Source organism: Salicola sp. Rm-C-2C1-2 (assembly GCF_040196175.1).
GTDB lineage: Bacteria > Pseudomonadota > Gammaproteobacteria > Pseudomonadales > Oleiphilaceae > Halospina.
On the sequence record NZ_JBEFNF010000001.1, the window covers coordinates 847,787 to 868,894 of the forward strand.

The window sequence follows — 21,108 nt, forward strand, 5'->3', positions numbered from 1 at the left end:
CCTAATGAGTTCCGAGGTCAGCCAGGAGGATTACCGCGCCTTCAAGGAATTCCTGCAGGACGCCTCAGGTATTCTTCTGGGCGAGAATAAGCAGTACCTGGTAAAGAGCCGCCTGCGCAGAATCATGGCGGACAACCGGTTCAGTAGTCTTGGTGAGCTTGTTCAGCGCTTGCGCAAAAATCCGCGCAGTGAGCTGAGCGAGACAGTCATTGATGCCATGACGACCAACGAGACGCTCTGGTTTCGGGATACACACCCGTTTCGCATCCTGGAGGAGCGGCTGCTTCCGGAAATGGCGGCAGAATCCACCAACCAGCCTCTGCGGATCTGGTCGGCCGCCTGTTCAACCGGGCAGGAACCGTATTCCATGGCAATGGTGATCGATGAATATCGGCGCCGTAATCCCGGTCGACTGCGGCGTCCCGTGGAGATCATCGCCACGGATGTTTCCAAACCGGTTGTTGATGCCGCGAAAGATGGTATTTACGAACTGCTGGCGCTGGGTAGAGGGCTGTCCGCGGATCGCCAGAAACAGTACTTCACTCAGCTGCCTTCGGGAAGCTGGCAAGTGCGCAAAGAGATCCGGGATATGGTGACATTCCGCGAGCACAATCTTCTGGAGCGGTTTAATCTCGGTAAGTTTGATATTGTCTTCTGTCGTAACGTGCTGATCTATTTTTCCAGCGACCTTAAGCAGGACATTCTGGTGCGGACACATGCCACTCTGAAACGCGGCGGCTATTTGCTCCTGGGGGCTTCCGAATCCCTCAATGGGCTCAACCAGTATTATGAGATGGTCCAGTGCCGTCCCGGAATCATCTATCGTTCCAAGTGAGTGTTGCGTTTGCCCTGCGTTTTGCGTACAGTCTTCGCCCATAAAACGCAGCGGCCCTGAGCCCTGCGCGTATCGATCAAAGGAGAGGTGTCCGAGTGGTCGAAGGAGCGCGCCTGGAAAGCGTGTGTACGTACTGCGTACCGAGGGTTCGAATCCCTCCCTCTCCGCCAACACAGAACCCGGCCCTTGGCCGGGTTTTTTTATGCTCCGTCGTTTCTCTCGCCGAATTGCGTCATAGCCATCCAGGCGCGCGTCTCAGCGCTGGCTGGTACATCCTTGATTCCTTCAATCCACTCCAGACGCGGCAGCAGTCCCTTGCCGTTGGCAATCTGTATCGCCAGCCCAGGCCTTGCATTGAGTTCGAGCATGAGCGGTCCTCGCTTGCGATCGACCACGATGTCCGCCCCCAGATAGCCCAGGCCGGTCAGGTCGTGGCAGCGCGCTGCCAGGGTTAAAAGGTTCTGCCAGTCGGGGATGGCGATCTGGTTGAGGTCAATCCCAGTATCCGGGTGGCTGTGTACGCGGCTTGAGTGCTGGACCGCATGGATGCACTGGCCGCTGGCCAGATCCAGTCCTACGCCGATGGCGCCCTGATGGAGGTTAGCCTTGCCGTCACTGGCGTGGGTTGAGAGCCGTAGCATGGCCATGACGGGGATGCCGCGGAAAATAATGACCCGGATGTCCGGGACGCCCTCAACGGACAGGGGTTCGAAGTAGGGATTGGACTCGATCAAGTCTTCGATGATGACCGAGTCCGGCGCGCCAGCGAGGGAGTGAAGACCGGCAAGGGTGTTGGAGCAGTGACGCTGAAGATGACCCAGTGTAAGCCTCTGGCCGGAAGCTTTGAGGAAAAAATCGCCGTCACGTTCAAGGATCACCATGATGCCTTTGCCGCCGGCACCGCGTGAGGGTTTGATGGCGAACTGGTTGAGCGATTCCAGGCGTTGTCCGAGGTTGCGGACACCGTGCTGGGTATCAATAACATCGCGAAGCGTCGGTGCCGCCACCCCGTGAACCATGGCCCGTTCCTTCGTGAGTTTTTTGTCATCCACCAGTGGGTACAGGCGGCGTTCGTTATGGCGGGCGATAAAGGCCACGTTCCGGCGGTTCATGCCCAGAAGGCCTCGCTTGCGCAGAGCAGCGGGGGATGCCAGCATCAGTCATACTCCGCCATAGAACGGAACCGGTAGAGCTCAGACAGCTTATAGCCGGTGTACTGGCCTACAAGCAGGATCAAGGCAAGAATGATCAGGTGGACCTCGGGGAAATTGAAGGTCAGGTGCTGCACCGCAGGCCACTGCATCAGGCCATAGGCGGCAATGGCCACAAACAGGCTGCCGCCACCCTGTATTGCGACCTCACGGGGGCCTTCTTCTTCCCAGATCACTGACATGCGTTCAATGGTCCAGGCGATGATGATCATCGGGAAGAACGTGATGGTCATCCCGAGGTCGAGCCCCATTTCATGCCCAAAAACACTCAGCAGTGCGGTTAAAAGAACCACGAGCACAATCATCGCGGCGATTCGTGCCACCAGCAACAGATCGAGGCGTGAAAGGTAACCCCGCAGGAGCAGGCCCAGACCGACAATGGTCAGAAAGGCGGTCAGCCCTGGCAGTAGCGTCGTCTGGATGAAGGCCAGGGCAATGAGCACCGGCATGAAAGTGCCGGATGTGTGTATCCCGATGACGATCCGCATGAAGGCGACAACCAGTGCCCCCACCGGCAGCAGCAGAAGCAGCTTCAGCATCCCCTGTTCCTCGATCGGCAGTTGGTAGAGGCTGATGTAGCCCATGGGCTGATCAGTGGAGACCTGGTTTTGAGCGAGATCCAGTGCCGGAATGCTCTGGCGCATCATTGAAAATCGCACCTGTGAATTCTGGCCGCCCATCACCTCAAGCACGGGCCCGCTGGCACGGTGCCAAATCAGGGTGTGCGGGGTAATGCCCATCTGATCACTGCGCTCCAGATCGTACAGGTGCCAGGCACCGTCAAAGTACACATCCACCAGTGGCTGGAGGCTCTGATTCCGGCGAGCGTCTTCCAGTTTCAGGCCCATCGCAAGGCGGGCAGGGACATCGGACTGGTTCAGCAGCCGGACCACAAGCTTTTGTGATGAATGCTGGTCCAGAAGCAGTGCGGCATTCTGGTCGTTAGGGCTCTGTACTGCCTTGATAAGCTCCCGTGTCAGGCTGGCAGGGGTGCTGGAACGCCGTGTGGCGGTATCAAGCAGGTCCGCTGCAGCCGTAGCCTGGGGTTCTTCCCAGATGATCCGTTTGGGATCGGAAGGAGGATCACCGGCTTTGTCGCGTCGACTGGAGCGGTTACCGTTCGGCGCGAATTGGGCCTTATAGTAGAGCGTCTGGGGTCCGGTTGCTTCGCGTTTGGACCACTCACCGCGTGGATGCCCGGTGTCAGAAACCCGGGAGAACCCGTAGCCCGGAGATGCGGCCTGTTCCGAAATAATGTCATAACCCGGTGGTTGATCCGGGAGGCTGAGGCTGGCCAGTGTTTCCTCGCTCAGGGCCACAAAGTCAATGCGAGCCTCCACCAGCCAGATAGGGGCGTCGTTCTCGGGGACCATGGGGATACCAAGTCGATCATGTCGCAGCCACATCAGCGAGGCGCCGATTAGAATAAGGGCGGTTACGGCTGTATAAAAAAGAGAGCGCTGGCTCATTCCTCATCCCCGTTGCTGACGCTATTTTGCTTTGCTCGATCGCGGTCGCTGAGGATGAATCGGGTGGAAACATCAACCCTGAAAAGATCCTTGAGGATATTGCGCCCGATCAGGGCAGGGTAGGTCAGGCGCTCGCGGTTGTTCAGAGTGAATTCCGCTACCCGCTCAACAGGCCCGATACGGTACTGAAGTTCGATGACGGGCCGTCGGTCATTCTGCTCGCTGGATGCCTGGATGATCTGAACGAAACGGGATACGGGGCGCTCCATCTCAATGGACTCGCCATTGGCGAAGTGTTCGCCAGCAAGAGTGAAACGAACGTAATCATCACCATCGCGCTCAAAGACCTTAATATGCCGGGCATCCAGCGACGATGTATTGGCGCCGGTGTCGACCCGAGCCTCGAAAAAATGGTCCGGAGGCAGCAGGCGGACGACTTCCACCGAACCGATCCGGGTGAGCCCGGAACACTGTTCACGGCTACCGCTCAGCCTGGTTGACAGAATGGGGCAGGCGTCACCGTCATCAGTGGTGTTGCGGGATGCCAGATGGCGGTTGGTAACGCTGCGCAGGCGTTCCATCTGGTCTTGGAGGTTAGCGAAGCCCCGTTGCTGCTGCCTTGTGGCGGTGCTCTGCTCGCCCAACATTGCGTTTAGCAGGGCCTGCTGGGAGGCGATCTGACTCTGCTGGTGTGCCAGCTGCGCTTTGAGAACCTCAATGTTGTCGTTAGTGGGCCCGTTCTGGAAATGAGCGCAACCAGCGGTCAACAATGCCGCGAGAAAGATCAGGATGCGGGGCACAGCTGGCATGGGGTTCCTCTTTCCGGTGGTGGCGTCCGCATAGACCCCGGGAGTATAGAGACTGCACTCCTGCTTGACGATGGGCGGCTTGAAGCGGGAGTTACATTGGTGATAGACTTTCGGCTCTCAGCGAGGGCATAGAAGAGCCCGGCTGAGCGCGATGGTGGTCCTGCTGGTGCCTTCGCAACGATAAACCGTGAACCCGGTCAGGCCCGGAAGGGAGCAGCCGTAACGGTGGATTCGTGTGCCGGAGTGTCGCTGGCAGGCCACCCCCAGTTTTTCCTTTCCCCAGCTTTGATTCCCGGCTAAACCGTCTGCTTGCCATCCCGAGATAAGGCCGTGATAAAGTGTCCCATCAGATAATGGATGGTTCGGCATGACGTATCAGGTACTAGCACGCAAATGGCGCCCTTCCCGTTTTCAGGATCTTGTGGGTCAGGAGCATGTGCTCAGAGCGCTGGTGCATGGGTTGGATCAGGATCGTCTCCACCAGGCTTTTCTGTTCACTGGAACCCGGGGTGTTGGCAAGACCACGATCGGCCGCATTCTGGCTCGTTGCCTGAGTTGCGAGCGCGGCATCAGTTCTACCCCCTGTGGTGAATGCGATAGCTGCCGGGAGATCATGGAGGGGCGGTTCGTGGATCTGGTTGAGATCGATGCTGCCTCCCAGACCCGTGTTGAGGACATGCGTGAGTTGCTGGACAACGTCCATTATGCGCCTACACGCGGGCGGTTCCGCATCTACCTCATCGACGAAGTCCACATGCTCTCCAGCCACAGCTTCAATGCGTTGCTGAAAACGCTGGAAGAGCCTCCCGATCATGTAAAGTTTCTGCTGGCGACCACAGATCCCCAGAAGCTTCCGGTAACAATTCTTTCCCGTTGCCTCCAGTTCAATCTCAAGCGACTGGGCCCCGAACTGATTGTTTCCCACCTTGAGCATATCCTCGCTCAGGAAGGCATTGAGTATGAAAACAGTGCGCTCTGGTTGCTGGGGCGGGCCGCGGACGGCAGCATGCGTGACGCTCTGAGCCTGACCGACCAGGCGGTGGCCTTCAGTGGCGGGCGTCTGGAGTCAGAGAGTGTCAGTCGGATGCTGGGTACGCTGGACAGGGCCGACATCTTCAGCATGCTGGATGCACTGATCCAGCGCGATGGCCAGACGTTGCTCAATGAGGTGAACCGGATCGCCGAGTTCGCGCCCGACTATAGTGCGGTACTGGCGGATATGCTGGATGTGTTCCATCGTATTTCTCTGGAGCAGGCAATTCCCGGAAGCAATGACAACAGTCAGGGCGACCAGGAGCGGATCCGGACCCTGGCCCGGCAGTTGAGCCCCGAAGACGCCCAGCTGTTCTATCAGACGGCCCTGACAGCGCGACGGGATCTGGCGATCACTCCGGATGCCCGGATGGGGTTTGAGATGGCGCTGCTGCGCATGCTCGCATTCCGACCGGAACCGGTTGATACCCCGCCCCAGGGCGGTCAAACAGGAGCGCCTGCGCCGGTAGTGGAAGAATCGAGCACGACCGCTCAAGAGGCGGCACCTGCACCGGAGCCCGAACCAGAACCCGAACCCGAACCCGAACCAGAACCCGAACCAGAACCAGAACCGGTTCCTGAGTCCGAACCGCCGATTCCTGAAGATGAAGCGGATCGCAATGCGGGTAATGCAGAGGCGGAACCCGTCGCCGGGGTTTCTGCTGAACCGGATGCAGGCAAAAGCGGCGGTTTTGACTGGTGCCGCGATTTTGACCAGTTGCCGTTGCAGGGGATGCCGGCAACACTTGCGGCTAACGCGGCTCATCATGAAGAAAAAGGCGCCTGGGTGCTCACACTGGCCTCCGGGCATTATCAGCTCCTGCACGAGCGGCATCAGCAGCGGATCCGTGAGGCAGTGAACTCGGTCGCCGGAAGCCATGTCACACTGGTATTCCGAGAGGGTGATCCCGGTCGAGCAACCCCGGAGGTGTGGCGGCAGGCTGAGGTCGAAGAGGCACAAGCGAACGCGGTCAGCGCCATCCATGGCGATCCGGTGGTTCAGCAGATTGTCGAGCGTTTCGGCGCTCAAGTGATTGAAGACAGCATACAGCCTCCGCAGGCGCCGGAAGCGGGGGCAACAGACAGCAGAGAGGTGGCACGATGAAGGGCGGCATGAACGACATCATGAAACAGGCGCAGCAGATGCAGGAAGACCTGCAGAAGGCGCAGGAAGAGGTCGCCAAGGCTGAGGTTATCGGAGAGTCAGGCGCTGGCATGGTCAAGGTCACCATGAACGGGCGTCATGACGTGCGCAATGTGGATATTGATCCATCGTTGATGGATGAAGACCGGCAGGTGCTGGAAGACTTGATGGCGGCTGCGGTTAACGATGCCGTGCGGCGGGTCGAGGAGCATCAGAAGGAAAAGCTGGGTAATATGACGCAGGGGATGGGCATGCCGCCCGGCTTCAATATGCCCTCCTGAGGCGAGTGAATCATGAGTCTGAGTCCGCGCCTTGAGGCGTTGATCGAAGCACTGCAGTGTCTCCCCGGAGTGGGGCGCAAGTCCGCCCAGCGGATGGCTTTCCAGCTGCTGGAGCGTGATCGTGAGGGCGCAGCTGCGCTGGCACGCCAGCTGGATGATGCTCTCGCGAATATCGGGCGCTGTGAACGTTGCCAGACTTTTGCCGAGGACTCTCTCTGCCCGGTCTGCGCGGATAACCGACGGGACAGTTCATTGATGTGCGTGGTGGAATCGCCCGCCGATCTTGCTGCGATTGAGCAGTCCGGTGATTATCGCGGCTACTATTTTGTGCTGCTGGGGCATCTGTCGCCTATCGACGGCATCGGGCCCGAAGAGATCGGGGTGGATTGGCTGCTGAGACAGATCCACGAGCGGGGTGTTACGGAACTCATCATGGCGACCAATGCCACTGTGGAGGGCGACGCGACAGCCCATTACATTGCGGATCGTGTGGACCCGGAAAAGGTAGCGATCACCCGGCCTGCCCAGGGGCTGCCTGTTGGTGGTGAGCTCGGAGGCGTGGATGGTGGCACTCTCAGCCATGCCCTGCGGGGCCGTCGGCCACTTGCCGGGTAATGGAGCAGCCGATGAACCATCCCGATCCTGAGCAGGCCGCATGGTTGGCGTCCCCGGAACAGCTTGATGCGTGGCTCGCTTCACGCCCGAACGACTGTGCGGTGGGAATCGACTCAGAGTTTGAGCGTGTGACAACTTTTCATGCGATTCCCGGCCTGGTGCAGCTGGCCATCGCCGGCAATATGGCGCTGGTGGAACCGGACGCGGCTGCGCGCGCTGGCGCTCTGCGTGATCTTCTGGAGGATCCGCAGCGCGCCAAACACCTCTACGCCATGAGCGAGGACATCGAGCTCTTCCGCGACTGGCTTGGGGTTCGAGTTCAGGGCGCACTGGATCTACAGCTGGCAGCGGCGTTTGCCGGCTATGGCATGTCCGTAGGGTATGCCCGGCTGGTTGAGACCTGTCTGGGCGTAGCGCTGGGCAAGGGCGAGACGCGCTCAGACTGGCTGGCGCGTCCGCTATCCCATGCCCAGATCTACTATGCCACAGCGGATGTGTACTACCTGATGCCGCTCTACGAGCATCTGATGAGTAAGGTCTCAGCGAGAGGGTTCCAGAATGCCCTCGCCGAGGAAAGCGAACGCTGGTGTGAGCGCCAGAGCGTGGCCGACCCGCCTGAAAACTATTATCTGCGGCTTACCGGAGCCTGGCGGCTGCGCCCCGGCAATCAGGCGGTGTTGCGTGCGCTTTGCACCTGGCGTGAGCATCGTTGCCGGGAACTGGACCGACCCCGTGGGCGTGTGATTGAGGATCGTGTTTTGATCCGGCTGGCAGAGGCACTGCCGCGTAGCCGTAAGGCGCTCGCGGGCATAGAAGGGGTGCCCAGTGGCGTTGTCCGGCGAGAGGGCGATGCGCTTGTTGCGGTGATCTCTGAAGTGGTCGCAGGTCCGGAACAAGCAGTCGACCTCATACCGCCCCCGCTGACGCGCCATGAAAAGGATGTTTACCGCAACGTCAGGCGCATTCTGACAGAGCAGGCGGAGAGCGCCGGTTTGCCGCTGGAACTTATCGCGTCGCGGCGTTATCTTGAGCCGGCTGTTCGCGCTGGCCTCCGTGAAGCCTGCACTCCGGCTCTCCTTGCGCAAGGGTGGCGCGGTGAGCTGCTGGCATCCCGCAAAAATGAACTGGAAGTCTGTTTCCATGAGTGACAAGCATCTGATCAGTATCTACCGAAGCAGTAAGCGTGAGGGCATGTATGTGTTCCTGCCACGGGAAACCGATCCCGCAACGCTGCCCGCATCCCTGATGGCGTACTTCGGGCAACCGGTGCATGCCATGGACCTTGTGCTCACTCCGGAGCGTCGGCTGGCACGGGTCAGCGCCGCCGATGTGCTCGCGGCGATCAGTGACCAGGGGTTCTACCTTCAGATGCCACCGAAAACAGTGGAGACCTCGGAGTAAACCCATGGAGCTGTTACTGACTGAGTACAACATCGCCTGGGCGGTGTATCTGCTTGGTTTTCTGGTCGTCTACCGCTTCTGGGCTCGGATCGTTTGGTGGCTGCCGCTGCGGATCCTGCGGCAGTTTCTAAAGGGGCTTTTGGCGCTGGTACTGCTGACTCCTGTGGCCTCGGAGCGGGCCGCCGAATGGCTGGTGCCTGCCTGGCTGAACTTTTCCTACGCGGTGCTTCTGGGGCAGCAGGCAGTCATGGGCCGGACCCTGTTCGTGTATAGCCTGGCCGGCGCCGCCATGCTGGCTGTTCTGGCACTGGATGCCTGGTGGGCAAGGTATCGTCGCCGCAAAACCTGATTGCAGCCGTGTGCTTTCATTCTGCGGGATTCCTGCTATAGGTTGAGTGTAATCAGCAGGTTTTTCGTCCTTCCCAGACATCACATGAAATAAGGCCGCCATGGGACAGTCACTATTCAGATCGTTTCACATTCTTCTGGCCATTCTGTTGCTCTCAGTGACCGGGATGGTGACCGCTCAGACGCAGGAACAGTCACAGGCGCCGGAGCTGCCTGCCGATATTGATGTCCGGTTTGTGGTGGATGTTTCCGGGAGCATGGAACGTACCGATCCGGGTAATCTGCGCAGTCAGGCTGTGCCCATGCTGGCCGAGCTCATGCCCGAGGGAGCCCGTAGCGGACTATGGACTTTTGCACGCTACGTGAACATGTTGGTGCCCTTGGAAGAGGTCGACGATCAGTGGCGTCAGCAGATGCGTGATGCCCGCTCGCAGATTGGATCGCCTGGACAGTACACGCACATGGGGCGGGCCCTGGAGACCGCCACTGAGGACTTCTGGCCTGGCGGTGATTATGACAATACCCATGTGGTCCTGCTTACTGATGGTATGGTGGATGTTCCAGAGGGCGAGGAGGCCAGTCGGGAAGAGCGTGAGCGTATTCTGGATCAGGTGGTCGGCCATTTTCAGGAGCATGGCGCACGGCTGCACACACTGGCGCTTTCGGAAGAAGCTGATGGCCCCCTGCTGGAACAGCTTGCTGCTGAAACCGGGGGGCACCATGCCATCGCCCGCTCGGATACGGAACTGATCAGGGCCTTTCTCTCAGCGTTTGGTGCGGCCTCGCCGACTGAGGAGGTTCCACTTGAGAACAAGGGATTCTCAATTGATGACAGTGTGGATGAGTTTACAGCACTGATTTTCCGGGATCGGGGAACAGAGTCGGCGGAACTGGTTGATCCGGCAGGCAACCGGGTCAAGCGTAACAGCCTGCCTGAGGGTGGCCGCTGGCACCGCGCGGAGACCTATGATCTGGTGACCATTCCGGAGCCCACCACCGGACGTTGGGAGGTGGACGCGATGGTGGGGCCGGACAGCCGCATCAAAGTGGTCAGTGAGCTGCGAATGGCAGTTGCTGATCTGCCGGCGCGGTTCTTCGCCTCGGATGTTCTGGATCTGGAAGTCGCCTTCTACGAGGATGGCGACCGGCTCACCGATGAGGACTTCCTCGGAGTGATGGATGTCCGCGCCGAGATCCGGAACGAGGAAGGGGATCGCCAGGGAACCGTCCGACTTTCAGGAGCGGGTGTACCCACCAACGGGGTTTTTGGCGGCGAGATTGCAACCCTGAGTGAGCCGGGACGCTACGAGGTCCGGCTTATCGGTGAAGGTGAGACTTTCCAGCGCAGTCAGCGTCAGGAGGTTAAACTGAAACCGCCGTTTGATACTGAAATCCAGGGCGTCGGGACCGGGGACGACAGCCGCTGGGTATTCCGGGTAATTCCGCGTGATCCTGGACTTGCAGCGCAGAGCATAGACGTTTCGGCGATGGTGACCGGTCCGGATGGTAAGACACGGAAGCGCATTCTGCAGTCGGACTCCAATGGTCGCGACCGGATGATGACGCTGACCGGAGAACAGGGCGATGGAACCTACCGTGTTCGTCTCAACATGGAGGCGCAAACCCAGGATGGTCGCCCTGTATCATTGAGTACCGCAGCTTTTGAGGCTCAGTTCCCACGCACGGCTGATACGGCGGATTACCAGACACTGAAGCCTGAGCCGCAGCGCCCGGAACCGGCGCCGCAGCCCGAGCCGGAGCCGGAACCAGAGCCGGAACCGCTTTTTGATCCTGAGCCTGTTGAACCGCCTGAGGAAAAACCAGAGCCGGAAAAGGCGTCTGATGCAGGGGATGGTATCAACTGGCTGCTTTGGGGCAGTGCAGGTGGTGGCCTTATCGGTCTGATGGCCATCGCTGGTGGGCTCTGGTGGTGGCTGCGTCGCCGCGGTGCCTCTGGCGCTCAGCGGCCTGCGCCGCGGGAAAGCGAAAGCACCCCTGAAACACCGGCGGATGAAGCGTCTGGTGAGTCCGAAGAACCTGCCATGGAGGCGGACCTGGAAACGGAAGACACACAGGAGCCGGATTCCGGGCCGGATGATGGCACTTCCCTGGCGGAAGCGGCCGCTGCCTATCAGGCGCAGAAAACAGAAGATGAAGCGCCTGAAGAAGACGAAGCGCCTGAGGCAGAAAACTCTGAGGCCCTATCAGAGGATGCTTCAGCGGGCGATGAAGCCGTTCCCACAGTGGAGCCCACTGGCGCTGACGAGGAGACTGCTACAGAGCCAGAGCCAGAGCCAGAGCCAGAGCCAGAGCCAGAGCCAGAGCCAGAGCCAGAGCCTGATGAAGAGGGGGACAGCGCTGAGCCCGATGAATCCGCCCAGGCAGAGGCCGGCGAAGCTGAGGAAGCCATTCCGACCCTCGGAGGTGAAGAGAGTTCGGAGGACGACCCTGAGGCGTTGGCTGATCAGATTCTGGAAGAAAACCAGGAAAACCAGGATAATGCCGGCGAGGACGAGTTCTCGCTGGAAGACTTTGATATATCCGAATTCGATGATCTGCCGGATCAGGGAGATCAGGCGGATTCCAGTGAAGAGGATGACAGCAACCGCTGACGTTCTGTGAACCTTGGCTGCGCCATGGTTCCGGATTCGGGGCCGACGATTACTTGTTGGCCCCGTCCGCCTGCCTATATACTTCGCCCCTCGCACAAGGCCGGACCCGTTATTAAGGGGACCGCGGCCGCCAGTTTCCTGACTGAGGTTCGCTGACATGAAATTTGAGGGTACCGAGAACTACGTTGCCACTGACGAACTCCAGATGGCCGTTAACGCAGCCATCACACTGGAGCGCCCACTGCTGATCAAGGGCGAGCCCGGTACTGGCAAGACCAAGCTGGCTGAGGAGATGGCTAGCGGCGTTGGCGCCGAGCTGATCACCTGGCACATCAAGTCCACCACCAAGGCCCAGCAGGGGTTGTATGAGTACGATGCGGTCTCGCGACTGCGCGACTCACAGCTCGGTTCCGACAAGGTTCACGACATTGGCAACTACATCGTAAAGGGCAAGCTGTGGGAAGCATTTGAAGCGGACCAGCGGGCTGTGCTTCTGATCGATGAGATCGATAAGGCGGACATCGAGTTTCCCAACGACCTGCTACAGGAACTCGACCGCATGGAATTCTTTGTTTACGAGACCCAACAGCAGGTGGTGGCAAAACAGCGCCCGATCGTTGTGATCACCAGTAACAACGAGAAAGAACTGCCGGATGCCTTCCTGCGGCGTTGCTTCTTCCATTACATCGACTTCCCGGATCACGACACCATGAAGGAGATCGTGGATGTGCACTTCCCAGGCATTCAGCAGCAGCTGGTTCAGGATGCGCTTGAGATCTTCTTTGACGTGCGCCGAGTGCCTGGCCTGAAGAAAAAGCCGTCCACTTCTGAGCTGATCGACTGGCTCAAGCTGCTGATGGCAGATGATTTGGCCCAGAAGGTTATCCAGGACAAGGACACCTCCGATGCGCTGCCGCCACTCTATGGGGCGCTGGTGAAGAACGAACAGGACGTGCACCTGCTGCAGAAACTGGCATTCATGGCGCGCCGGCGCCGCTGATACGCTGGCGGTAACGCGGATTCACCGACTTCGGGGGCTCTATGCTCATCGACTTTTTCCTGGAAGTGCGCCGCGCCGGGGTGCCGGCCAGCCTGCGGGAATTTCTGGACCTTACCGAGGCGCTGCAGAAGCGGCTGGCATTTGCGGATATGGAGGAGTTCTACTTCCTCAGCCGTTTGTGCCTGGTCAAGGACGAACGCCATTACGATAAGTTTGACCGGGCCTTCGATGCCTATTTCAAGGGTATCGAGAACCTGGATGAGCTGCTTGAGGCTCTTATTCCGGATGACTGGCTGCGCTCTGAGTTCGAGAAACACCTATCTGAGGAAGAGAAGGCGCAGATCGAATCCCTCGGTGGTCTTGAGGAGCTGATCGAGACTTTCAAGCAACGCATGGATGAACAGACTGATCGCCACGAAGGTGGCAATAAGTGGATTGGTACCGGCGGCACCTCCCCTTTCGGTGCTAACGGCTACAATCCTGAGGGTTATCGTATCGGCCAGGAAAAAGGCCGCCACGGCCGTGCGATCAAGGTCTGGGAAAAGCGTGAATACCGGGATCTGGATGATAGTGTCGCCATCAGTTCGCGCAATATCAAGGCAGCGCTCAAGCGCCTGCGCAAGTTCGCGCGGGAGGGCGCTGCTGAGCACCTGGACTTGGATGACACCATTCGAGACACCGCGCGCAATGGTGGCTATCTGGATTTGAAAATGGTTCCAGAGCGCCACAACGCGGTCAAGGTGCTGCTGTTCTTCGACGTAGGCGGATCCATGGATCCGCACGTGAAAGTCTGCGAAGAGCTGTTCTCCGCCTGCCGGGAAGAGTTCAAGCACCTGGAGTACTACTACTTCCACAATTTCACCTACGAAGGTGTGTGGAAAGACAGCAGCCGCCGTACTACTGAGATCACCCCCACATGGGAGGTGATCAACACCTATCCTCCGGATTACAAGGTGATCTTCGTTGGGGATGCCACCATGGCACCCTATGAGGTCAGTCATCCTGGTGGCTCCATCGAGCACTGGAATCAGGAGGCGGGCTCAACCTGGTTCCAGCGGATCACGGAGCATTTCAGCAAGGTGGTCTGGCTCAACCCACTGCCTGAGGATCATTGGGGGCAGGGTGGCTCCATGGGCATGATCCAGAAGCTGGTGGGATTCCACATGTACCCTATGACGCTGGAAGGATTGGAGTCGGCCATGCGTTATCTCAGTCGCTGAGTTGCGATACGCAATGATGACGAAGCTGTAAAAAGGCTTTAAGATCCGAATCCACAAAAACACCAATTAGAGACAGGTTACTCGAGGAGATCCGTCATGGATATGGAGCAGTTTTTCAAAGAGCGATACCCGGCTGAGCTCCCCCGGCAAGTGGATACCAACCAGTACAGCACCATGCTGGAAGTGTTCGAAAAATCCGTGGCGCGGTTTGCCGACCGGCCGGCATTCAGTGGTGTTGGCGTAACCCTGACGTACCGGGATCTGGATCATTACAGCCGCGCCTTCGCCGCCTGGCTTCAGAATGAGACGGATCTCCAGCAGGGCGACCGTATCGCCATCCAGATGCCCAATATCCCGCAGTATCCGATCGCCATCTACGGTGCGATGCGGGCCGGTCTGGTAGTAGTGAATACCAATCCGCTCTACACCACGCGTGAAATGGAGCATCAATTCAACGATTCCGGCGCTCGCGCGCTGATTGTACTGGCCAACATGGCCAGCAATGTTGAGAAAGTCCTTCCGAATACAGGCCTTGAGCATGTAATCGTTACCGAGCTTGCGGACCTGCACAAGCCGCTCAAGCGCAAGATGATGAACAGCGTGGTCAAGCACGTTAAGAAGATGGTGCCGGCTTACAATCTGCCCAAGGCTCATGCCTTTCCGAAAGTACTCAAAGCCGGCGCAGGCCTGACTTACCGCCCTGTCAGCATGCAGCGCGAGGACATTGCGGTTCTTCAGTACACTGGCGGAACGACCGGTGTTGCCAAAGGGGCCATGCTGACCCACGCCAATCTTGTCTCGAACCTGCTTCAGGTTAAGCCGATGGTTGAGACCCAGATGGAGGAAGGCAAGGAAGTGGTCGTGGCACCGCTGCCTCTGTACCACATCTACTCGTTCACGATGAACTGCGGCGTCATGCTTGAAAGTGGCTGCCACAGCATCCTGATTCCGAACCCGCGGGATATTCCAGGTTTCGTGAAAGAGCTCAAGAAGTGGCAGTTTACGGTTTTCATGGGGCTCAACACGCTGTTCGTGGCGCTAGCCAACAACGAAGAATTCCGCAATCTTGATTTCAGTAACCTCAAGATCACGGTAGCTGGAGGCATGGCCTTGACCAAGCCCACCGCGGATCAATGGCAGCAGGTTACTGGGTGTGAGATCACCGAGGGCTATGGCCTGACCGAAACCTCGCCGGTAGTAAGCCTGAATCCGCTGGGTGCCGCTCAGGTTGGCACCATCGGTATACCTATCCCGGGCACTCTCATCAAAGCGGTTGATGACGAGGGTAACGATCAGCCGGTTGGCGAGTCCGGTGAGCTCTGTGTGCACGGACCGCAGGTCATGAAGGGTTACTGGCAGCGTCCTGAGGAGACCAACAAGTCCATTGATGAGGAAGGTTGGTTCAAGACCGGGGACATGGCTGTGATCCAGGATGATGGTTTCGTAAAGATCGTGGATCGCAAGAAGGATATGATCCTGGTTTCGGGCTTCAACGTCTATCCGAATGAGATCGAGGACGTTGTGATGGGTAACCCGAAGGTTCTGGAATGTGCTGCTGTCGGGATTCAGGACGATAAGAGCGGTGAGGCGGTTAAGATCTTTGTGGTTGCCAAGGATGAAGACCTGAACAAGGACGAGATCATAAAGTACTGCCGTGAGAACCTGACAGCCTACAAGGTACCGAAGCACGTTGATTTCCGGGATGAACTGCCCAAGAGTAATGTGGGCAAGATTCTGCGAAAGGAACTGCGGGACAGCTGAGGTTGCCTGCAGGCTGGCTTCTGGAAACCCCGTCTGGATCAGGCGGGGTTTTTTGTTCTATGCCGTCCCCACCTCACTCCACTTAATCTCCTTTGCATTCCGGAGCGCATCTTTCATTGAGTGACCAGAAAAGCAATTGGCGAGAACAGATCAAACAGTCTCTGGCTGAGTGCCGGCAATGGGAGGCTGCGCGTATTCTGCGGCTGATGGGGCGTGGGCAGCCGGATGGGAAGACGCGGGAGCGGATTGAAGCGCTTCTGAAAGAAGGGCAGGAAGCGCTGGCGTACCGTCAGGGTCTGGTGCCTGCGCTGTCGTACCCGGAGTCGTTGCCGGTTTCTGAACGCGCCGAGGACATCCGTTCATTGCTGGAGCAGCACCAGGTAGTGATCGTGGCTGGTGAGACAGGGTCGGGCAAGACAACACAGCTGCCGAAAATGGCGCTTGAGGCCGGACGGGGTCGGCGCGGGCTGGTGGGGCATACCCAGCCGCGGCGGATTGCGGCGCGCACTGTGGCGCAGCGGCTCGCGGAGGAGATGCAGAGCCGCGTTGGTGAGACAGTTGGGTATCAGGTTCGCTTCAGTGAGCAGACAAGCGAGGACTCGCTGGTCAAGGTGATGACAGATGGCATTCTGCTGAATGAACTGACCCATGATCGGCTCCTGGATCGCTATGACACCATCATTGTTGATGAGGCTCACGAGCGCAGCCTCAACATTGATTTCCTGCTGGGGGCATTGAAGCGGATCCTGCCGAAACGGCCTGACCTTAAGGTGATCATTACCTCAGCGACCATTGAGCTGGATCGCTTCAGCGCCTATTTCGACGATGCGCCGGTGCTGGAGGTTTCCGGGCGGACCTACCCGGTGGAGGTTAGGTACCGGCCACTTGCGGATTCCGAGGATCCGGAGTCCGGTTGGCCGGGGGCAATCGAGTCGATTGTTCATGAAATTGAGGATTACGAGAAGGATCAGAGCAAAGCACCCGGGGATATTCTGGTGTTCCTGCCCGGGGAACGCGATATCCGCCAGGTAAGCACAGCGCTGCGGCATGCGGATCTTAAGCATACGGAGGTTCTGCCCTTATATGCGCGCTTGTCCAATCAGGAGCAGAACCGGGTTTTCCAGCCCCATGGCGGGCGCCGCATTGTGCTGGCGACCAACGTGGCGGAGACCTCGCTGACAGTGCCCGGAATCCATTATGTGATTGACACGGGACTGGCGCGGCTGAGCCGGTACAGTGTGCGTTCCAAGATGCAGCGGCTGCCGGTGGAACCCATCGCCCAGGCCAGCGCGGAGCAACGCAAAGGGCGTTGTGGGCGTGTGGCGCCGGGCCTGTGCTTTCGGCTCTATGATGAAACGGATTTCCTGAATCGACCGGAGTTCACGGACCCCGAGATCCGGCGCACCAATCTGGCCTCGGTGATCCTTCAGATGACCAATATGGGCCTTGGCGACGTTAAACGTTTTCCGTTTATTGATCCGCCGGATAAGCGTCTGGTCAATGACGGGTACAAGCTGCTGGAAGAGCTGGGCGCCGTCGACCACAGTCGCAAAGTGACGAAAGCGGGGCGACGCATGGCACGGCTCCCGGTGGACCCCCGCTTGGCGCGGATGCTGCTGACGGCGGAGCGTGAGGGCAGTCTGAGTGAAGTGGCCGTCGTCGCGGCCGGGCTCAGTATCCAGGATCCCCGTGAGCACCCCGGAGATAAACAAACCCAGGCCGATCAGGCACACGCGCTTTTCCGCGATAATCATTCGGATTTCAACAGCCTGCTCAACCTCTGGAATGCCTGGGAGGAGCAGCGCCAGTCACTGTCCGGCAATCAGCTCCAGAAATGGTGCCGGAAGCATTTCGTGGCGTTTCTGCGCATGCGCGAGTGGCGGGATATTCACCGTCAGATCCTGCTTCTGGCGCGCGAGCAGGGCATGCGCGTGAATCAACGGCCGGCAGACTACGGTGCCGTGCACCGGGCGCTTCTGTCCGGTCTTCTGGGCAATGTGGCACTCAAGGAGGAGAAGGGCTGGTTTCACGGCACGCGCAATCGCAAATTCCGTATATTCCCGGGCTCCGCCCTGGCGAAAAAACCGCCCAAGTGGATCATGGCCGCCGAAATCGTGGAGACCAGTCAGGTGTTCGCACGTATGGTTGCCGGGATCGAGGTCGAGTGGATTGAGCCGCTGGCAGAGCATGTCGTCAGGCGCAATCACGCGGAGCCGCACTGGGAAAAGAAACGAGCCCAGGTCATGGCCATGGAGTCGGTTACGCTCTATGGGCTGACGATCGTGGCGAATCGGCGGGTGGGGTACGCGCGCATTGATCCGGAGTTGTGCCGTGAGATCTTCATCCGGCGTGCTCTGGTTGAAGGGGAGTACCGGACGAAGGCCCCCTTTGTAGTGGCGAATCGGGAGCTGGTCGCAGAGGTAACAGAGCTGGAGGACAAGGTGCGCCGGCGGGATCTGCTGGTGGACGAGGAAACGCTGTTCCAGTTCTACCATGAGCGGCTGCCTCCCGACATTGTCAGTGGCAAGCACTTCGAAAAGTGGTGGAAGCGGCTCAGCGATGACGAGCTGAATCGTTTCTACCTGACCGAATCCGATGTCTTCCAGAAAGAGCCCGGCACGGACACCGCCAGTCTCTATCCGGATACGCTGGAGTGGCACGGTCTGGCGTTTGAGCTGCGATACCATTTTGAGCCTGGAACGGCTGAAGATGGTGTGAGTATCCGGGTGCCTCTCATGGCCCTGAAGCAGCTGCCGGTGGAGCGGCTGGGGTGGTTGGTTCCGGGGCTGTTGCGTGACCGCGCCATTGCGCTTGTTAAGAGTCTGCCCAAGTCCCTGCGGCGCAACTTTGTGCCTGTTCCGGATTTTGTAGATGCCGCGTTGTCCAATCTTACGTTCTGCAATGAGCCCCTGACGCGCAAGCTCGGTGAGCAGCTCCAGCGAATGACCGGGGTCCGGGTCCCGGTAGAGGACTGGAGCCCGCAAAGCCTGCCGGATCACTTGCGCATGAACGTCCAGGTGATCGATGAAAAAGGTAATATTCTGGATCAGGGGCGTGATGTGGAGACCCTGATCACCCGCCATGAAAGTGACGCGCATCAGGCGCTTCAAACCGCCATGCAGAATGAGCCCGAGACGTCCGACTCGGAAACCGTTGATACGGACTGGCCCGGGGGGAAATTGCCAGAGAGTGTGGAGACTGAGCAGGGCGGTATGCAGGTGCGCGTTTACCCGGTGCTGGCGGATGAGGGCCAGGGCGTGCGCCAGACCCAGGTGCTGGATCCGGTTCGGGCCTGGTATCTGAACCGTCGTGGCATCGCCAGGATTCTGGTGAACCGGCTTGGCAATACCCTGCGGGATCTGGATCGCCGGTTACCCGGTTTCCATGATGCCTCGCTGCTGTTTGCACCTGTTGGGCGCAAGGCGGAGCTGCTCGATGACCTTCTCATCGCAACCGCGCAGTCCCACTTTCTCGTGGATGAGGCCCTGCCGCGCAGTGAGCAGGCACTGCAAGCCTGCCTGGAAGCCGGCCGCAGTGGTTTCGTGCCGGCTCTGGAGGCCAATAGCCAGCTCCTGCTCCAGATCATGGAGCGTTATCACAAAGTGATGAAGGGCCTGAAAGGCAAGATCCCCCTGAACGTGGCTCAGAGTATGGCGGATCTCAAATTCCAGATGAATCAACTCATCTGCCCGGGGTTTATGGCGCAGACACCACCGGAGTGGCTTAAACATTTTCCGCGCTATATGGACGCGGCGCTGATCCGGTTGGATAAGATGCCAAGAGAAGCGGGTCGTGAACGGGCCTTTCTCAATGAATTCCAGCCATTCTGGGACCGCTACGTTGAGCGCCGCGAGGTACTGGCGGTGCAGGGCATTGAGGACGACGCCCTGATTACCTATCGCTGGATGCTGGAGGAATACCGGGTGTCTTACTTTGCGCAACAGCTCGGTACGGCCGTCACGGTTTCACCCCAGAGACTTGAGCGCCAATGGCAGCAGGTGCGCCGGTAAACCCGTACACCTGACACGCCGGTTCGATGTGTTACTATTTTCAGTAATCAACATCAACAACAAACCGGAGCCATCCCGTGTCGACAGCAGTAATTAGTGCCACCGGTCTCTTCTCGCCGCCCAGCGTTATCGACAACGACGAGCTGGTCGAGGCGTTCAATGCGTATGTTGAACTCTATAATACGCGTAACGCGGCGGCCATCGAACGCGGTGAGCTTGACGCGCTCCATCCTTCATCTTCCAGCTTCATCGAAAAGGCTTCGGGTATCAAGCGCCGGCACGTTATGGATAAGGACGGTATTCTCGACCCGGAGCGAATGAGGCCCTCCATTCCCCAGCGATCCAATACGGAGAATGGCATCCAATGCGAGATGTCGGTCAAGGCAACCCAGCAGGCGCTGGAGCGGGCAGGCCTTCATTCGAGTGATCTGGACGCAGTGATTGTAGCGTGCTCGAATCTGGAGCGTCCGTATCCGGCAGTGGCGGTGGAAGTGCAGGACGCGCTGGGCGTGGACGGTTTCGCGTACGACATGAATGTGGCTTGCAGCTCCGCGACCTTTGGCATCCAGAACGCGGTAGACGCGGTCAATAATGGTCATGCGCGCACCGTGCTGGTGGTCAACCCCGAGATCTGCAGCGCCCATCTGAATTTCTGCGATCGTGACAGCCATTTCATCTTCGGTGACGCCTGCACTGCCATTATTGTGCAACATCCGGATGACGTGCCCGCCGGGCGTGGCTTTGATGTACTCGGCACACGGCTGAAGACGCGTTTCTCCAACAATATCCGCAACAATTTCGGGTTCCTGAACCGTGCCGACGAATCCGGTATCGGCCAGCCGGACAAACTGTTTGTGCAGGAAGGGCGCAAGGTGTTCAAAGAAGTATCACCACTGGTGGCAGACCTCATCGGTGAACATCTGGACGCTCTGGGCCTTACAACCTCGCAGCTGCAACGCATGTGGCTGCATCAGGCCAACCTCAATATGAATGAGCTGATTGCTAAGCGGGTTCTGGGGCGGGACCCAGAACCCGGTGAGGCGCCGGTGATTCTGGATGAGTACGCCAACACAAGCTCTGCAGGCTCCATCATTGCATTTGATCAGTACCAATCAGACCTGAACAGTGGCGATCATGGCATCATCTGTTCTTTCGGAGCCGGCTACTCCATCGGGAACGTCGTCGTGCGCAAGCGCTGAAGCTGCCCTATTGGCCGCTCTCAGCACTCAGGGCCCGCATCATGATTGATCCACACTACTTTGGCGTTAAGTTTCCAGGCTGCTGCTCCTGTTCTGTGTCTGGCGTTGATTCCAGGGCCGGAACAGACGATTTCAATCCCCTTCAGACAGGATTTACAGAT

At 58.8% G+C, this 21,108-nt stretch carries 16 protein-coding genes, 1 tRNA gene and 1 other RNA gene; 15 read left to right on the plus strand and 3 right to left on the minus strand.

Translation table 11 applies throughout. From position 1 onward, the window contains the following. Positions 1-4 precede the first annotated feature (4 nt). Both AAF659_RS03910 and AAF659_RS03915 read left to right on the plus strand, forming a co-directional pair. The gene (locus AAF659_RS03910) at positions 5-835 is read left to right on the plus strand and encodes a CheR family methyltransferase (protein ID WP_349750381.1); all 831 of its coding nucleotides are present in this window, start codon (positions 5-7) and stop codon (positions 833-835) included. An 81-nt stretch (positions 836-916) separates the two neighbouring features. Further along, a tRNA-Ser gene (locus AAF659_RS03915) sits at positions 917-1,005 on the plus strand. Between the two features lie 30 nt (positions 1,006-1,035). On the opposite strand, the gene AAF659_RS03920 is transcribed toward AAF659_RS03915, so the two are convergent. The 3 genes from AAF659_RS03920 to AAF659_RS03930 are packed head-to-tail and all read right to left on the minus strand — an operon-like array spanning position 1,036 to position 4,324. Beyond that, the gene (locus AAF659_RS03920) at positions 1,036-1,992 is read right to left on the minus strand and encodes an alpha-L-glutamate ligase-like protein (RefSeq protein ID WP_349750382.1); all 957 of its coding nucleotides are present in this window, start codon (positions 1,990-1,992) and stop codon (positions 1,036-1,038) included. Continuing rightward, positions 1,992-3,452: an inactive transglutaminase family protein gene (locus AAF659_RS03925; RefSeq protein WP_349750383.1), complete on the minus strand. Its 1,461-nt coding sequence runs from the start codon at positions 3,450-3,452 to the stop codon at positions 1,992-1,994. The genes AAF659_RS03920 and AAF659_RS03925 overlap by 1 nt, the downstream gene beginning before the upstream one ends. A gap of 59 nt (positions 3,453-3,511) precedes the next feature. After that, positions 3,512-4,324 carry an ATP-dependent zinc protease family protein gene (locus tag AAF659_RS03930; RefSeq protein WP_349750384.1) on the minus strand — a complete coding sequence of 271 codons (813 nt, stop codon included), beginning with the start codon at positions 4,322-4,324 and terminating at the stop codon, positions 3,512-3,514. Positions 4,325-4,485: 161 nt separating this feature from the next. Between AAF659_RS03930 and ffs the strand changes: the two genes are divergently transcribed. The 13 genes from ffs to AAF659_RS03995 all read left to right on the plus strand — a co-directional run bounded on the left by ffs (position 4,486) and on the right by AAF659_RS03995 (position 20,947). Next, positions 4,486-4,582: signal recognition particle sRNA small type (gene ffs, locus AAF659_RS03935), an RNA gene on the plus strand. 109 nt (positions 4,583-4,691) lie between these two features. After that, a complete protein-coding gene (gene dnaX, locus AAF659_RS03940) occupies positions 4,692-6,461 on the plus strand; it encodes a DNA polymerase III subunit gamma/tau (RefSeq protein ID WP_349750385.1) in 1,770 nt (589 codons plus the stop codon). Further along, positions 6,458-6,781 (plus strand): YbaB/EbfC family nucleoid-associated protein, encoded by a 324-nt coding sequence (locus AAF659_RS03945; protein WP_349750386.1) that lies wholly within the window; start codon positions 6,458-6,460, stop codon positions 6,779-6,781. Before dnaX ends, AAF659_RS03945 begins: the two co-directional genes overlap by 4 nt. 12 nt (positions 6,782-6,793) lie before the next feature. Continuing rightward, positions 6,794-7,396 (plus strand): recombination mediator RecR, encoded by a 603-nt coding sequence (gene recR, locus AAF659_RS03950; protein WP_349750387.1) that lies wholly within the window; start codon positions 6,794-6,796, stop codon positions 7,394-7,396. 11 nt (positions 7,397-7,407) lie between these two features. After that, positions 7,408-8,544 (plus strand): ribonuclease D, encoded by a 1,137-nt coding sequence (locus AAF659_RS03955; protein ID WP_349750388.1) that lies wholly within the window; start codon positions 7,408-7,410, stop codon positions 8,542-8,544. Continuing rightward, entirely contained in the window at positions 8,537-8,797 is a 261-nt protein-coding gene (locus AAF659_RS03960) for a YcgL domain-containing protein (protein WP_349750389.1), read from the plus strand. The genes AAF659_RS03955 and AAF659_RS03960 overlap by 8 nt, the downstream gene beginning before the upstream one ends. Positions 8,798-8,801: 4 nt before the next feature. Further along, positions 8,802-9,146, plus strand: a complete 345-nt coding sequence (locus AAF659_RS03965; protein WP_349750390.1) for a hypothetical protein — start codon at positions 8,802-8,804, stop codon at positions 9,144-9,146. Between the two features lie 100 nt (positions 9,147-9,246). Continuing rightward, on the plus strand, positions 9,247-11,757 hold the full coding sequence (locus AAF659_RS03970; protein ID WP_349750391.1) for a VWA domain-containing protein: 2,511 nt from the start codon (positions 9,247-9,249) through the stop codon (positions 11,755-11,757). Between the two features lie 157 nt (positions 11,758-11,914). Then, positions 11,915-12,757, plus strand: a complete 843-nt coding sequence (locus tag AAF659_RS03975) for an AAA family ATPase (RefSeq protein WP_349750392.1) — start codon at positions 11,915-11,917, stop codon at positions 12,755-12,757. 41 nt (positions 12,758-12,798) lie between these two features. Then, positions 12,799-13,977, plus strand: coding sequence for a vWA domain-containing protein (locus AAF659_RS03980; RefSeq protein WP_349750393.1), 1,179 nt, complete (start codon positions 12,799-12,801; stop codon positions 13,975-13,977). Between the two features lie 102 nt (positions 13,978-14,079). Next, a complete protein-coding gene (locus tag AAF659_RS03985) occupies positions 14,080-15,738 on the plus strand; it encodes an AMP-binding protein (protein WP_349750749.1) in 1,659 nt (552 codons plus the stop codon). 116 nt (positions 15,739-15,854) lie between these two features. Continuing rightward, entirely contained in the window at positions 15,855-19,748 is a 3,894-nt protein-coding gene (gene hrpA, locus AAF659_RS03990; protein WP_349750394.1) for an ATP-dependent RNA helicase HrpA, read from the plus strand. Between the two features lie 77 nt (positions 19,749-19,825). Beyond that, positions 19,826-20,947, plus strand: coding sequence for a beta-ketoacyl-ACP synthase III (locus AAF659_RS03995; RefSeq protein ID WP_349750395.1), 1,122 nt, complete (start codon positions 19,826-19,828; stop codon positions 20,945-20,947). Positions 20,948-21,108: the final 161 nt, after the last annotated feature.